Annotated in this window: 13 protein-coding genes; 10 read left to right on the top strand and 3 right to left on the bottom strand. The window is 67.1% G+C overall.

Features of this window, described 5'->3' with window-relative positions; translation table 11 throughout:
* Positions 1-56 precede the first annotated feature (56 nt).
* Genes AC58D2_RS03780 through AC58D2_RS03765 form a run of 4 tightly spaced genes read left to right on the top strand, consistent with a single transcriptional unit; the run spans position 57 to position 5,645 of the window.
* The gene (locus AC58D2_RS03780; RefSeq protein WP_497387480.1) at positions 57-1,343 is read left to right on the top strand and encodes a heavy-metal-associated domain-containing protein; all 1,287 of its coding nucleotides are present in this window, start codon (positions 57-59) and stop codon (positions 1,341-1,343) included.
* A 2-nt stretch (positions 1,344-1,345) separates the two neighbouring features.
* Positions 1,346-2,005, top strand: coding sequence for an HdaA/DnaA family protein (locus AC58D2_RS03775; protein WP_497387478.1), 660 nt, complete (start codon positions 1,346-1,348; stop codon positions 2,003-2,005).
* Positions 2,006-2,011: 6 nt separating this feature from the next.
* Complete coding sequence (locus AC58D2_RS03770) at positions 2,012-4,183, top strand: RNA degradosome polyphosphate kinase (protein WP_497387476.1); 2,172 nt, start codon at positions 2,012-2,014, stop codon at positions 4,181-4,183.
* A complete protein-coding gene (locus AC58D2_RS03765; protein ID WP_497387474.1) occupies positions 4,176-5,645 on the top strand; it encodes a Ppx/GppA family phosphatase in 1,470 nt (489 codons plus the stop codon). Before AC58D2_RS03770 ends, AC58D2_RS03765 begins: the two co-directional genes overlap by 8 nt.
* 8 nt (positions 5,646-5,653) lie before the next feature.
* Here the strand turns inward: AC58D2_RS03765 and rnd are convergent, their stop codons facing one another.
* Complete coding sequence (gene rnd / locus AC58D2_RS03760) at positions 5,654-6,841, bottom strand: ribonuclease D (RefSeq protein WP_497387472.1); 1,188 nt, start codon at positions 6,839-6,841, stop codon at positions 5,654-5,656.
* A gap of 123 nt (positions 6,842-6,964) precedes the next feature.
* Here rnd and AC58D2_RS03755 point away from each other — a divergent pair, with 123 nt between their 5' ends.
* Together AC58D2_RS03755 and AC58D2_RS03750 are read left to right on the top strand one after the other, a co-directional pair.
* A complete protein-coding gene (locus tag AC58D2_RS03755; protein WP_497387470.1) occupies positions 6,965-7,294 on the top strand; it encodes a hypothetical protein in 330 nt (109 codons plus the stop codon).
* Positions 7,294-8,805, top strand: a complete 1,512-nt coding sequence (locus AC58D2_RS03750; protein WP_497387468.1) for an FAD-binding protein — start codon at positions 7,294-7,296, stop codon at positions 8,803-8,805. Before AC58D2_RS03755 ends, AC58D2_RS03750 begins: the two co-directional genes overlap by 1 nt.
* Positions 8,806-8,814: 9 nt before the next feature.
* On the opposite strand, the gene AC58D2_RS03745 is transcribed toward AC58D2_RS03750, so the two are convergent.
* Positions 8,815-9,015 (bottom strand): hypothetical protein, encoded by a 201-nt coding sequence (locus AC58D2_RS03745; RefSeq protein ID WP_497387466.1) that lies wholly within the window; start codon positions 9,013-9,015, stop codon positions 8,815-8,817.
* A gap of 175 nt (positions 9,016-9,190) precedes the next feature.
* Between AC58D2_RS03745 and aspS the strand changes: the two genes are divergently transcribed.
* The 4 genes from aspS (at position 9,191) to AC58D2_RS03725 (ending at position 13,314) form a co-directional block, all read left to right on the top strand.
* Entirely contained in the window at positions 9,191-10,972 is a 1,782-nt protein-coding gene (gene aspS, locus AC58D2_RS03740) for an aspartate--tRNA ligase (RefSeq protein WP_497387876.1), read from the top strand.
* A gap of 2 nt (positions 10,973-10,974) precedes the next feature.
* A complete protein-coding gene (locus AC58D2_RS03735) occupies positions 10,975-11,862 on the top strand; it encodes an alpha/beta fold hydrolase (protein WP_497387464.1) in 888 nt (295 codons plus the stop codon).
* 59 nt (positions 11,863-11,921) lie between these two features.
* Positions 11,922-12,707 carry a polyphosphate kinase 2 family protein gene (locus tag AC58D2_RS03730; protein WP_497387462.1) on the top strand — a complete coding sequence of 262 codons (786 nt, stop codon included), beginning with the start codon at positions 11,922-11,924 and terminating at the stop codon, positions 12,705-12,707.
* Between the two features lie 70 nt (positions 12,708-12,777).
* Entirely contained in the window at positions 12,778-13,314 is a 537-nt protein-coding gene (locus tag AC58D2_RS03725; RefSeq protein WP_497387460.1) for a J domain-containing protein, read from the top strand.
* On the opposite strand, the gene ispG is transcribed toward AC58D2_RS03725, so the two are convergent.
* Positions 13,311-14,462, bottom strand: a complete 1,152-nt coding sequence (ispG, locus tag AC58D2_RS03720; RefSeq protein WP_497387458.1) for a flavodoxin-dependent (E)-4-hydroxy-3-methylbut-2-enyl-diphosphate synthase — start codon at positions 14,460-14,462, stop codon at positions 13,311-13,313. The genes AC58D2_RS03725 and ispG overlap by 4 nt on opposite strands.
* Positions 14,463-14,500 lie beyond the last annotated feature (38 nt).

Below are 14,500 nucleotides of genomic sequence, written 5' to 3'. Positions count from 1 at the left end.
CAAATGCCATGATTTCCTTGTCCGGGCCCGCGCTTTTGGGCAGAGCATAAAGAGACATGATAGCCGCTCTTACCCCGTCCGCCGCCCGGCGCTCCGCTTTGCGCCCGTTTCCGCTGTCCGTGCTGCGTCGCGACTGGCGCCCGTTCGCGTTCGCCGGCCTGCTGCTCGCGCTGCTCCTCGCGGGAATCGTGCAGGGTCAGATCGCGCGCGGCGATCGCGGCATCACGCCGATCAACAGCAGCGGCGATTTCCTGGCCAGCGGCATCGCCGTCGACGTGACCGCGAAAAACGGCGAGGAGGCGCGCGAACTCGGCTGGCGCGAGGCTCAGCGCAAGGGCTGGGCGCAGCTCTATCGCAAGACCAACGGCAGCGACGGCCCGGCGCTGTCCGATTCGGTGCTCGACGGCATCGTCACGGCGATCGTCGTCGAAAAGGAACAGGTGGGACCGCGCCGCTATGTGGCGACGCTGGGCGTCCAGTTCGACCGTGTGCGCGCCGGACAGATATTGGGGGTCAGCGGCCGGACGCTGCGCTCGCCGCCGTTGCTCGTGATTCCGGTCTTCGCGATCGACGGCATCCCCCAGGTCTTTGAACAGCGCAGCGAATGGCAGCGCGCCTGGGCCGAATATAATACCGGCGCGAGCGCGATCGACTATGTCCGCACCGCGGGCACCGGCGCCGACACCTTGCTCCTCAATCCGGGGCAGACCGGACGGCGCGGCCGCGTCTGGTGGCGGATCATCCTGGACCAATATGGCGCCGCCGACGTTCTGATGCCGACCGCGCGGATCGAATACAGCTATCCAGGCGGCCCGATCACCGGGCATTTCGCGGCGCGCTTCGGTCCCGACGACGAATTGATCGACACCTTCACCATGACCGGCCCCAGCGTTCGCGCGCTGCCCGACATGATGGAAAAGGCGGTGGCGCGGATGGACCGCATCTACACCGACGCGCTTGCCGCGGGCACGCTGAAGACCGACCGCTATCTGGTGCTGGAAAAGCCGGTCGAGATCGAAGACCTGCCCGACGAGACCGCCGACAGCGACACGCCGGTGGTCAGCGAGATCGACGTCAGCGTGCTGCCGCCGGCCGCGCAGCCCGGCGTATCGAGCTTCAATGTCCAATATGCCTCGCCCGACGTCGAATCGGTCTCGGCCACCGAACGGGCGATCGGCGCCGTGCCGGGGGTCCAGTCGGCATCGACGAGCAGCCTTGCGCTGGGCGGGATGTCGGTGATGCGGGTCAGCTACCGCGGCGATATCGGCGCGCTCAAGGCGGCCCTCGAAGCGCGCGGTTACAAGGTCCAGCAGGGTGGCAACACGCTGCGGATCAGCCGCTGATAGTGGGAACGAACCCCCGCCAGATCGCCCTGCCGCTCGACTGGAGCGCCGGAGGCACCAACGACGGGCCGCTGATCGTGGGCGCGAGCAACGCCGACGCGGTGCGCTACCTGCGGCATGTTTCGACGTGGCCGGTCCGTTCCGCCGTCCTGACCGGCCCGGCGCGATCGGGGCGCAGCCTGATGGGGCGCCTCTTCGCGCGCGAAAGCGGCGGGCGCGTGATCGACGGGGCGGACAGCGTGTCCGAAGAAGCGATGTTCCACGCATGGAACGCGGCGCAGGCGAGCGGGGCACCGCTGCTCGTCATCGCCGATACGCCGCCGTCGGCGTGGACCATCGCGCTTCCCGACCTCGCCTCGCGGCTGCGCGCCGTGCCGGTGCTGACGATCGGCGAGCCCGACGACTGCCTGGCGCGCGACCTGATCGAGGCCTTGTTCGCGCAGCGCGGCATGGCGCTCGCGCCCGAAGTGCCTTCCTATATCGTGCCGCGGATGGAGCGCAGCTATGCGATGATCCACCGCATCGTCGATGCGCTCGATGCCGCCTCGCTCGAACAGGGGCGGCGAATCGGCATTCGTCTCGCGCGTGAAACATTGCTGTCACAGGGGCTGATCGACCCCGATTTGCTGGAGCAGGATTCGCGCTCCCAAACGACAGGATGAGTGCCCATGTCGCCGAACGAAACGCCGTTGCACGCTGATTTCGAACCCGATTCCGCCCCGGCCGCCTTTGGCCCCGACCGTTTCTTCAACCGCGAGCTGTCGTGGCTCGCCTTTAACCGCCGGGTGATGGAAGAGGCGCGCAACCCCGCGCATCCGCTGCTCGAACGGCTGCGGTTCCTGTCGATCTCGGGCAGCAATCTCGACGAATTCTTCATGGTCCGCGTCGCGGGGCTGAAGGGCCAGCAGCTTCAGGGAATCGACGATCCCTCCGCCGACGGCCGCTCGCCGGGACAGCAGCTTGCGGAGATCGAGGCGGAGGTGAACCGCCTCGTCGACCAGCAGCAGTCCGAATGGCAGCTGCTCCACCGCCTGCTCGCCGACCAGGGGATTGCGGTTCATGGCGACGGGTCGGACGTGGCCGCGTTGCGCGCGTCGTTGCGGCAATATTTCGTCGACCAGATTTTCCCGATCCTGACCCCGCAGGTGCTCGACCCCGCGCATCCCTTTCCGTTCGTTCCCAACCGCGGGCTCGGGATCATCTTCGACCTCGAGCGCAAGGCGACGGGGGACACGGTCCGCGAACTGGTGCTGATCCCGGCGTCGCTGCCGCGCTTCGTGCCGGTGCCGGGGGAGGGGGCCGGTTTCGTCCCGGTCGAGTATCTGATCGAGATTTTCGGCGACCTGCTGTTTCCCGGATACACGATCCGCTCGCGCGGGGTCTTCCGCGTCATCCGCGACAGCGATATCGAAATCGAGGAGGAGGCCGAGGATCTGGTGCGCCTGTTCCGCACCGCGATCCGCCGCCGCCGCCGCGGGCGCGTGATCCTGCTCGAACTCGCCGCCGACATGCCGGGCGAGCTGGCCGCGGTGCTCCATGCCGATATCCAGGGGCACGAGGCCATCGTCGCCAAGATCGCCGGTTTCGTTGGGCTCGCGGCGCTGTCGGCGATCGTCGACGTCGATCGCCCCGACCTGAAATTCCCCGCCTATTCGCCGCGCTTCCCCGAACGCATCCGCGAACATGGCGGCGATTGTTTTGCCGCGATCCGGTCGAAGGACATCGTCGTCCACCATCCCTATGAGAGTTTCGACGTCGTCTTGTCGTTCCTGCGCCAGGCGGCGGCGGATCCCGACGTCATCGCGATCAAGCAGACGCTCTATCGCGCCGGGAACCAGTCGCCGGTGATCCGCGCGCTGATCGAGGCCGCGGAGGCGGGCAAGTCGGTGACGGCGGTGGTCGAGCTGAAGGCGCGCTTCGACGAGGAGCAGAATTTGCTGTGGGCGAACCAGCTCGAGCGCGCCGGCGTGCAGGTCGTCTATGGCTTCATCGAGTGGAAGACCCACGCCAAGATTTCGATGGTCGTGCGCCGCGAGGGGCAGGGGTATCGGACCTATTGCCACTTCGGGACCGGCAATTACCACCCGGTCACCGCGCGCATCTATACCGATTTGAGCTTCTTCACCGCCGACCCGCGCGCGGGGCGCGACGCGGCGCAGCTGTTCAACTATATCACCGGCTATGTCGAGCCCGACCATCTCGAAATGATCATCATGTCGCCGCTTAACATGCGGAAGAGCCTGTGCAACCTGATCGAGGATGAGATCGCGTCGGCGCGCGCGGGGCGGCCGTCCGGGGTGTGGGCCAAGATGAACAGCCTTGTCGATCCCGATATCATCGACAAGCTGTACGAGGCGAGCATGGCAGGGGTGCCGATCGAACTCAGCGTGCGCGGCATCTGTTGCCTGCGCCCCGGCGTTCCCGGCCTGTCGGAGACGATCCGCGTCAAGTCGGTGATCGGCCGCTTCCTCGAGCACAGCCGCATCTGGGCGTTCGCGAGCGGCGCCGCCCTGCCGCACCAGCGCGCCAAGCTATATATTTCGAGCGCCGACTGGATGCCGCGCAACTTCGATCGCCGCGTCGAATATATGATTCCGATCGAGAACCCGACCGTCCACGACCAGATCCTGGACCAGGTTCTCGTCGCGAACTTCATCGACAATGAACAAAGCTGGGAACTTCAGCCCGACGGCACCTTCATTCGCGTAACTCCGGGCGACAAGCCGTTCAACCTGCACCATTATTTTATGAACAACCCCTCGCTCTCGGGGCGCGGCACCGCGCTCCATCGTCGCCAGGACGTCCCGACGCTCGCCTTCAATATGCGCGAAGATGGATAAATTGCGCCCCCACCGCTCGGCCGTCATCGACATCGGCTCGAACTCGGTTCGCCTGGTCGTCTATGAAGGCCCGGCACGCGCGCCTGCGGTGATCTTCAACGAAAAGGTCCCCGCCGGCCTCGGCCGCGGCCTGTCGATCGACGGCCGCATCGCCGACGAGGACGCGACGCGCGGCCTCGTCGCGCTACGCCGCTATGCGCTGCTCGCGCGACACATGGAGGTCAAGGACCTGCAGTGCGTCGCGACCGCCGCGGTGCGCGATGCAACCAACGGACCCGACTTCATCGCCGGCGCCGCCGAAGCCGGCCTGACGATACGCCTGCTCTCCGGCGAGGAGGAAGCCGAAGCGGCCGGATGCGGGGTGCTGTCGGCGATCCCCGACGCGCATGGTATCGCGGTCGACCTGGGCGGCGGTAGCCTGGAACTCGCCGAGGTCGCGCACGGCGAGGTCGGGCGCTGCGTCTCCTTTCCCCTTGGCGTTCTGCGCCTGCCGGCGCTTCGCAAGGACGGACCGCAGGGGTTCGAGCGTGCGGTGCGCAAGATGCTGCGTTCGGCGGGTTGGCCGGGAAATCTGGTCGGGCGCCCGCTCTATCTGGTCGGCGGATCGTGGCGGGCGCTTTCGCGTCTCGACCTCGAGCTGACCAAGGACCCGCTCGCCGTCCTCGACCAGCATCGCCTGCCGCGCAGCGCGCTGCGCCGGCTGCTCCGCGCCACGAAGCGCATGAGCTATGACGAGCTGAAGGCTATCCCCGGAATGGCATCCAACCGCGCCGCGACGCTCCCCGATGCGGCGGCGCTGCTCGCGGCGCTCGTCAACATCATCGACGCGCCCGAAATGACGGTGTCCTCGTCGGGCCTGCGCGAAGGTCTGCTCTTCCAGTCGCTCGACCGGAAGGTGCGCGCACAGGACCCGTTGATCGTCGCCGCCGAGTTCGAGGGCCGCCGCCTCGCGCGGTTCGCCCCGCACGGCCGCGCGATCGCCGACTGGATCGCGCCGCTGTTCGCGGGCGAAGCGCCGGGCGACAGCCGCATCCGGCTTGCTGCGAGCCTGCTCAGCGATGTCGCCTGGTCGGCGAACCCCGACTTCCGCGCCGAGCGCGGGACCGAGATCGGCCTGCACGGCAATTGGCGCGGCATCGATATTGCCGGACGTATCCTGCTCGCCCGCGCGCTGCACGCCGGTTTTGGCGGGGCAGACGCCGATTTTCCGGCAATGGGGCCGCTGGTCGATGAAGAGCGGCTGGCCCGCGCGCGCCAATGGGGTCTCGCGATCCGGCTCGCGCAGCGCCTGACCGGCGGGGTCGAGGCGCCGCTGAAGGCCAGCGCGCTAGGCGAGGTCGACGGCAGGCTGACGCTCAGCCTCGATCCCGGCTGGCACCATCTGGCGGGGGAGTCGGTCGAACGCCGTCTGCGCTCGCTGGCGCAGGCGCTCGATCGGAAACCCGACCTGAAGCTGCTTTGACGGTGGTTTCAGTCGGCGTCGGCGGGAACGGCGTCGATCTGGCTCATCACCAGCTTGCCGTGCTTGACCGCAAATCCCATGCGCCCCTCGACGAGATCGAGTGCGGCCTCGCCGAACACCTCATAGCGCCAGCCGGTCATCATCGCGATCTCGTCGCGGCGTCCCGCCGCCAGCGCTTCGAGGTCGTCGCTGCGCGCGATCAGGCGCGCGGCGACATTGAGTTCGCGCGCGCGGATCTTGAGCAGCAGCTTGAGCAGGTCGGCAACGAGCGCGCCTTCCTTTCCTAGCCCCGGGCCGCGCGGGGCGCGGTCGGGCATATCCTCTTTGGACAGGGCCCTGGCACCCGCGATCGCATCCATCAGCCGGCCGCCGATGTCGTTCGATTTCCACGTCGCCGACAGGCCGCGGACGCGACCGAGGCCATCCTGGTCCCTGGGCGGATGCGCCGCCAGATCGGCGAGGGTTTCGTCCTTGACGATCCGTCCGCGGGGCAGGTTCTTGCTCCGCGCCTCGCGCTCGCGCCATGCCGCAAGTGCCTGTAGCCGGCCGAGGACGTCGGGCTTGCGCGACGGCATCTTGATCCGTTGCCACACCTTGTCCGGGTCGATGTTGTAATTGGCGGGGTCGGCGAGCTTTTCCATCTCTTCGTCGAGCCAGTGGCCGCGGCCGGTCTTGACCAGCTTTTTCAGCATCATCGGAAAGATCTTGGCGAGATGGGTGACGTCGCCGATCGCATAGTCGATCTGGCGCTTGTCGAGTGGACGCCGGCTCCAGTCGGTGAACCGCGCGCCCTTGTCGAGATGGACGCCGAGCCACGCTTCGACCAGGTTCGAATAGCCGACCTGTTCGGCCTGACCGAGCGCCATCTGCCCGATCTGCGTGTCGAAAATCGGGTGCGGCGTCTTGCCGGTCATGTTGAAGATGATCTCGACATCCTGCCCGCCGGCATGGAAGACCTTCAATATCTCTTCATTGGCGACCAGCAGGTCGAGCAAGGGGGCAAGGTCCATCCCGGGGGCCATCGGGTCGATCGCCGCGGCGTGGTCGCTGTCGGCGACCTGGATCAGGCAGAGTTCGGGCCAGAAGGTGTTCTCGCGCATGAATTCGGTGTCGACGGCGATAAAATCGCTGCCGCGGATCAGGTCGCAAAATTCGATGAGCGCTTCGCTGGACTCGATTAACGGATGGACTTGCATGCCGCGCCTATACAGCTAGTTGAGGGATACGGGCAGGAAAAATTGCCCGGTCGGGGTCAATCCAGAATCTCTTCGGGTCGCGCAGCCGGAATACCGGCATCGGGTAAACAGAAGGGGTTTGTCATGCTGTGGGTCGGATGGGCGCTCGCCGCGCTCGCACTCGCGCTGCTCGCGGGGCAATATGCCGCGGGGCAGGCGGACATGTTCGTTTCGATCGCCAATCCGCGCCCGCTCGACGAAGAGCGGATGATCGTCACGCTGAAGGGATGGGGATTCGCGGTCGCCTCGGCGCAGCCGTTCATCGCGTCGGCGTCGGACCACGGGCTGTCGGACGTGCGCGTCTTTGCGACGCGGCGGCAGATGCTGGTGTCGATCGCGAGTTTCGGCTTCCTGCGCCCGGTCACCGTCGCATGGCGCGCGCATGCGGGGATCCTGCCGCTGGGCGACGCCTGATGCCGATCGTGCAACTGGGCGAAGCGGGGCGCTGGACCAATTATCACGGGACCGGCGTCTGCGAGGACGTCACGCGCTTTGCCCTGCGCAGCGGCGATGCGCAGCGCGGCCGCGACGAACTCGCGATCGCGGCGGGCGCGGTGCGCGACTGGCTGGCGCGCGCGAAGGCGGCGGGCAAGCGCGCCCGGCCTCTCGGCGCGGGATGGTCGCCCTCGAACATCAATATCTGTGCCGACGGCTGGCTGCTCCATACCCGCCGCTTCAACCGCTGCTTTCGGGTCGCACCGGTCGACGTGCGGCCCGCGGTCGATGCCCGGGCGCTGATGCTCGTCGAAGCCGGGGCGCTCGTCGACGAGGTATCGGACAAGCTGGAGGAGCAGGGACGCTCGCTGTGGACGAGCGGTGCGGGCAACGGGCAGACGTTCGCGGGCGCCTGCGCGACGGGCACGCACGGGTCGATGATCGCACGCGGCGGCATCCAGGATCATGTTCGCGCGGTACAGATCGTCACCCCGGCCGGCGTCTTTTGGGTCGAGCCCGAACAGGGCGTGATGAGCGATGGCTTCGTCGCCGCGACAGGTTCGACCTTGCTGCGCGACGACGACGTCTTTGCCGCGGTGCGCCTGCCGGTCGGGTCGCTGGGGGTCGTGACCGCGATGGTCGTGGACAGCGTGCCGAAATTCCTGGTGCGGCCGATCCAGAATCTGCGCACCGTTCGCCGCGAAGCCCTCGACTGGCTCGCGGCGGGTGATTTTCGGCGCTTTTCGGCGGCCTATGCGCTCGATCGCGATCCCGATTTCGTGCAGATGATCGTCAACCCGTACAAGCCGTTCAAGCGGCCTGCGATGTTGCGCTTCCTCTATCGCGAGCCGTGGCGCACCGACTATGCGCGCGCGGCGCCGGGCGAACTGGGGGCGGGATATGACGCGCTCAGCCTGCTTGGGCGATTGCTCGACGATTATCCGTTCGCGCGCGGCGCCTTGCTCCAGTTCGCGATGAAGCTGGGCTATGCGAGCGGGCCCGATGTCGACGACCCGCCGGTCTATGGAAGCTGGGGCGAGGGACTCGATACGCACCGGCCGCTTGCCGACCTGTTCAACGCGTCGGTCACCATCGACCGCGCCGACCTGCCGCATGTGTTCGAACTGGTCTGCCGGGCCTATGCGCGGCACGGCGGCTCGACGGTGATGACGGTGCGCTTCATGGAGCGCGCCGAGGGCTTGCTGGCGCCCGCGCGCTTTCCCCACAATGCGGTCATCGATTTCGACGGGCCGCGCAGCGCGCGCACCGCGGACGCCTATGCTGCGGTGGTCGACCTGCTCGATGCCGAGGGCGTAGCCTTTACGCGTCACTGGGCCAAGAGCTGCCAGCTCGACGCGGCGCGCGTCGCCGCCGACTATGGCGAGGATTTGCAGCGATGGTGTGCGGCGCGGGACCGGTTGATCCCCGATCCGGCCGATCGCGCGGTGTTTCGCAGTCGGGTCCTGGACGGGCTGGGCCTGACCTGTTGAACCCGTGCGTCAGCGCAGGCGGCGGATCAGGCGCTTCACTCCCGCGGCGAGCAGGCGCTGTGCCGCGATGCTGAGCACCACGCCGGCAAGCTTGCGTCCGGGATGCGAGGATTTGGGCGATGTCGGGGCGGACGCGGGCGTCATCGCGTCCTGCCCGGCCGGTCCGTCGGTCTTTGCTGGCGCGTTGGTCCTCTTGGCGGGTTTCGCCATTGCCACCCCCTTCATTCTCGGCACCACCCATCGAACCGCCTCGCGGCGTTGCTGTCAACCGCGACGGGCCAAAAATCCCTTTGCGCCCTTGACAAATGGCGGTTTGCGCTGCCTTAGGCGCGGCATGTCCGCGCGCTGATCGTCCGCGCGTCTCCAGCACATGAAAGACCCGAAAATGCATGCCTATCGCACCCACACTTGCGGCCAGCTTCGTGCCGGAGATGTCGGCCAGACTGTACGTATCTCGGGCTGGGTGCATCGCAAGCGCGACCATGGCGGGCTGCTCTTCGTCGACCTGCGCGATCATTACGGGCTGACCCAGATCGTCGCCGACAGCAGCGATCCGGCTTTCGCGACGCTCGATGCGCTGCGCTCCGAAAGCGTCGTCACCGTCACCGGCGATGTCGTCGCGCGATCGGCAGAGACGGTCAACGCGGGCCTGCCGACGGGCGAGATCGAAGTGCGTGCGCGCGAGGTGTCGGTGCAGTCGTCGGCGGCCGAACTGCCGCTGCCGGTCGCGGGCGAACAGGAGTATCCGGAGGATATTCGCCTGAAATACCGCTTCCTCGACCTGCGCCGCGAACGGCTGCACGCGAACATCCTGCTGCGCTCCAACGTGATCGCGAGCCTGCGCCGCCGCATGACCGAACAGGGCTTTACAGAATATCAGACACCCATCCTGACCGCCTCGTCGCCGGAAGGCGCGCGCGATTATCTGGTGCCGAGCCGCGTCCACCCCGGCAAATTCTATGCGCTGCCGCAGGCGCCGCAGATGTTCAAGCAGTTGCTGATGGTTGCGGGCTTCGACCGCTATTTCCAGATCGCGCCCTGTTTCCGCGACGAGGATGCGCGCGCCGACCGCTCGCCCGGAGAATTCTATCAGCTCGATTTCGAGATGAGCTTCGTCACGCAGGACGATGTGTTCAACGCGATCGAGCCGGTGCTTGCGGGCGTGTTCGAGGAGTTTGCGAACGGCAAGTCGGTGACCCCGGCGGGCAGCTTCCCGCGCATTCCCTATCGCGAATCGATGCTGAAATATGGCAACGACAAGCCCGACCTGCGCAACCCGCTGATCATCAGCGACGTGTCGTCGCACTTCGCCGGATCGGGCTTCGGCCGCTTTGCCGACATCGTGGCGGCGGGTGATGTGGTCCGCGCGATCCCGGCGCCGGGAACGGCCGAGAAAAGCCGCAAATTCTTCGACGACACGAACAGCTGGGCGCAGGGCGAAGGCTTTGCCGGGCTGGGCTATGCGACGCGCAAGGGCGGCGAATGGGGCGGCCCGATCGCCAAGAACCACGGGCCGGACAAGATGGACGCGCTCGCCGCAGACCTCGGCCTCGGCCCCGACGACGGCCTGTTCTTTGCCGCGGGCAAGGAAGCGGTCGCCGCGAAGCTCGCGGGCCTGGCACGCACGCGGGTCGCCGAGCAGCTCGAGCTGATCGACGCGAGCCGGTTCGAAATGTGCTGGATTGTCGACTTCCCGATGTTCGAGGCCGACGAGGATACTGGCAAGATCGATTTCAGCCACAACCCGTTCAGCATGCCGCAGGGCGAGTTGGAGGCGCTGGAGACCAAGGACCCGCTCGACATTCTGGCGTGGCAGTATGACATCGTCTGCAACGGCGTCGAACTGTCGTCGGGTGCGATCCGGAACCATCGCCCCGACATCATGTACAAGGCGTTCGAAATCGCGGGCTATAGCCAGGCCGAGGTCGATGCCAATTTCTCCGGCATGATCAACGCCTTCAAGTTCGGCGCGCCGCCGCACGGCGGATCGGCGCCCGGGGTCGACCGCATCGTGATGCTGCTCGCCGACGAACCGAACATCCGCGAGGTCGTGGTCTTCCCGATGAACCAGAAGGCCGAGGATCTGATGATGGGCGCGCCCGCGCCGGTCAGCGACAAGCAGTTGAAGGAATTGCACATCCGCCTGGTGGACGGCCCGAAGGGCTGAGCATGGGCGCGGCCCCGGACGAACACCGGCTCGCGACGCCCGACGGCGACATCTGCTGGTTCGAATGGGGCACGCCGGGGGCGGGGCCTTCGCTGCTGCTGCTCCACGCAACGGGCTTTCACGCGCGGCTGTGGGACCGGGTGGTCGCAGCCTTGCCAAGGGACGCGCATGTGGTCGCGCCCGACCATCGCGGACACGGGCGCAGCTTCAAGCCGGCCTCGCTGTCCGACTGGACGGGCAACGCCGCAGCGTTGCTGCCGCTCCTCGACCGGTTCGCCGGGCGTCCGTTTGTCGGCTGCGGGCACAGCATGGGCGGTCATGTGCTCTCGCGGCTGGCGGCCGAGCGCCCCGGTGCCTTTCGCCATCTGGTCCTGATCGACCCGGTGATCATGGCGCCGGCCCTCTATGCCGGCGGCGCCGACGTGCCGATACCCGACCCGATGGAGCATCCGGTCTCGCGCCGCCGCAACCATTGGGACAGCGCCGAGGCGATGCGGGCGCGCTTTGCCGGCCGCGCGCCCTACAACGGCTGGCAGGCTCCGGTGCTCGCCGACTATTGCACCTACGGACTGCTTCCTGCGGCGTCGGGCGAGGGGTATGAGCTTGCCTGTCCGCCCGCGCTCGAAGCCTCGATGTACCAGAATGCCCTGCGCGCCGACCCCTATGCGTGGCTTGGCCGGCTGGACGCACCGGTAACGCTGATCCGCGCCCCGTCGGGAGAGCGCGGCGGCGACCTCGACTTCTCGCAAAGCCCGACATGGAGCGGGCTCGGCGCACACATCGGTGCGGTTCGCGACGAGCTATGGGACGGGAACAGCCATTTCATTCCGATGGAGAATCCCGAACGCGTTGCGGCGTCGCTCGCCAGAGTGGCGTCCAATCAGGGTTAACCGCGTCGCATCCATCGCGCCGCTGTGATAGCAATGCCGCGGACCCAAGAGGACATGCGATGACGATCGACCTCGCCGACTATGAATCCGGCGCCAAATATGACGGAAAATATGGCGACGAGCTGGAGGCGCTCCAGGAGCGGCTCGAACGCGTGCAGGCCGCGCACATCACCCACCGGCAGCGCAGCGTCATCATGCTCGAGGGTTGGGACGCGGCGGGCAAGGGCGGCATCATCCAGCGGCTGACCGCGCAGCTCGACCCGCGCTATTTCGAAGTGTGGCCGATCGGCGCACCGACCGACGAGGAAAAGTCGCGCCATTTCCTGTGGCGCTTCTGGAAGCGGTTGCCCGGCGACCGGGAAATCTCGATCTTCGACCGAAGCTGGTACGGCCGCGTCCTGGTCGAACGCGTCGAGGGCTTTGCGACCGAGGCCGAGTGGCGCAAGGGCTATGACGAAATCAACGAGTTCGAGGCGCAATTGACCGGAAGCGGCACCAATCTGGTCAAGCTGTTCGTCCATGTCACGCAGGACGAGCAGGACAAGCGCCTGGCCGACCGGCTCGACGATCCCTGGAAGCGTTGGAAGACGGGCGCTGAGGATTATCGCAACCGGGCGCGCCGCGTAGATTATCTCGCCGCGATGCACGAGATGTTCGCCCAGACCGACACGCGCTGGGCACCGTGGACGGTGATCGACGGCAACAACAAGAAGGCGGCGCGCATCGCGGCGCTGAGCCACGTCGCCGGGGCGCTGGAAGCCGCGGTGCCGATGACGCCGCCGGAGCGCGATCCGGCCGTCGTCAAACTTGCGGCCAAGGCGTTCGGATACAAGCCCAAGGATTAGGCCCCCGGCCGCCTGGGTTTTTCCCGCCGCTCGGCTAGCAAATCCGCGCACCGGTTGTTACATGGGTTCGATGAGCCGCGCCAAGAGATCCGACGACTGGGGATTTCCCCGCTGGCGCGCCTATGGCGCGTCGCGGGAAGCGCAAAAGGTCCGCCTCTGCGATCGGCACGGGTGCGCGGAGCCGGGCAATTGTCCTGCGCCCAAATCGCCAAACAGTCCCGACCGCTGGTATTTCTGTGAAACCCACGCCGCCGAATATAACCGCGGCTGGGACTATTTTGCAGGGTTGAACGCCGAAGAGGCGGCGGAGCGTGCCGCCGACGAGGCGCGGGGCGCGCGCAGCTATGCCCGTGCGCAGCATTATGGCTGGGGCGGCGAGGGCGATGGAAGCCGCAGCGCCGACGAAATGCGCGCGCTCGACGTCCTCGGCCTCGATCCCGATGCCGATTTCGACGCGACCAAGAAGGCGTGGCGCGCCTATGCCAAGGAATGCCACCCCGACGTCAAGCCCGGCGACGCCGACGCCGCGAAACGCTTTGCGGCCGGCCAGGCGGCGTTCGAGGTGCTGAAGCAGGCCGAAGAACGGAAAAGCTGGAAGCCCGCCTAGGCGGCCTTGCCGTGCGTCACGTCCATGCTCACCGCTGTGCCCGCGTCGATCTCCGCGGCCTTCGCTTCGACGAGCTTGACGATATGGTCGATCATGTCGGCGTCGGCGACATGGTGGTCGGTGACGCCCGACAGATAGACCATATGCTTGCCGCCGCCGCCGCCGGTGATGCCGATGTCGGTTTCGCGCGCTTCGCCGGGGCCGTTGACGACACAGCCGAGGACCGAGAGCGACATCGGGGTCTTGATATGCTGGAGTGCGTCCTCGAGTTTTTGCACCGTGCGGATCACGTCGAAGCCCTGCCGCGCGCAGCTGGGGCAGGACACAACGCGGACGCCGCGGGTCCTGAGGCCGAGCGATTTCAGGATTTCGTAGCCGACGCGCACTTCCTCCTCGGGCTCGGCCGACAGGCTGACGCGGATCGTGTCGCCGATCCCGGCCCAAAGGAGATTACCGATCCCGAGCGCGCTCTTCACCGTGCCGCCGATCAGGCCGCCCGCTTCGGTAATGCCCAGGTGGAGCGGGCAGTCGACCGCTTCGGCGAGCTGCATGTAGGAGGCGACCGCTAGGAACACGTCGCTCGCCTTCACCGCGACCTTATACTCGTGAAAATCATGGTCCTGGAGCAGTTTGATATGGTCGAGCGCGCTTTCGACGAGCGCCTCCGGGCAGGGCTCGCCATATTTTTCGAGCAGGTCCTTTTCGAGGCTGCCGGCGTTGACCCCGATGCGGATCGCGCAGCCATTCGCCTTGGCCGCGCGCACCACTTCGCCGACGCGCTCCGACGAACCGATATTGCCGGGGTTGATGCGCAGGCAGGCGGCACCCGCATCGGCGGCCTCGAGCGCGCGCTTATAATGGAAATGGATGTCGGCGATGATCGGAATGCGCGCCGCGCGCACGATCCGGCCGAGCGCCGCGGTCGAATCGGTGTCGGGACACGATACGCGGATCAGGTCGGCGCCGGCCTCTTCGCAGCGGCGGATCTGGTCGATCGTCGCGACCGGGTCGCTCGTCGGCGTGTTGGTCATCGTCTGCACCGTGATCGGCGCGCCGCCGCCAACGGGGACGTCGCCGACCATGATCCGACGACTTGTCCGCCGCGCGATGTCGCGCCAGGGGCGCAGGCCGGGATTGTGATCGCTCATGTTGCATGCCAGATAAAAGAGGAGCCGTGGCCGCTCTT

It is taken from the genome of Sphingopyxis sp. CR5, assembly GCF_059693785.1.
This window is presented reverse-complemented; position numbering and strand designations above follow the sequence as displayed.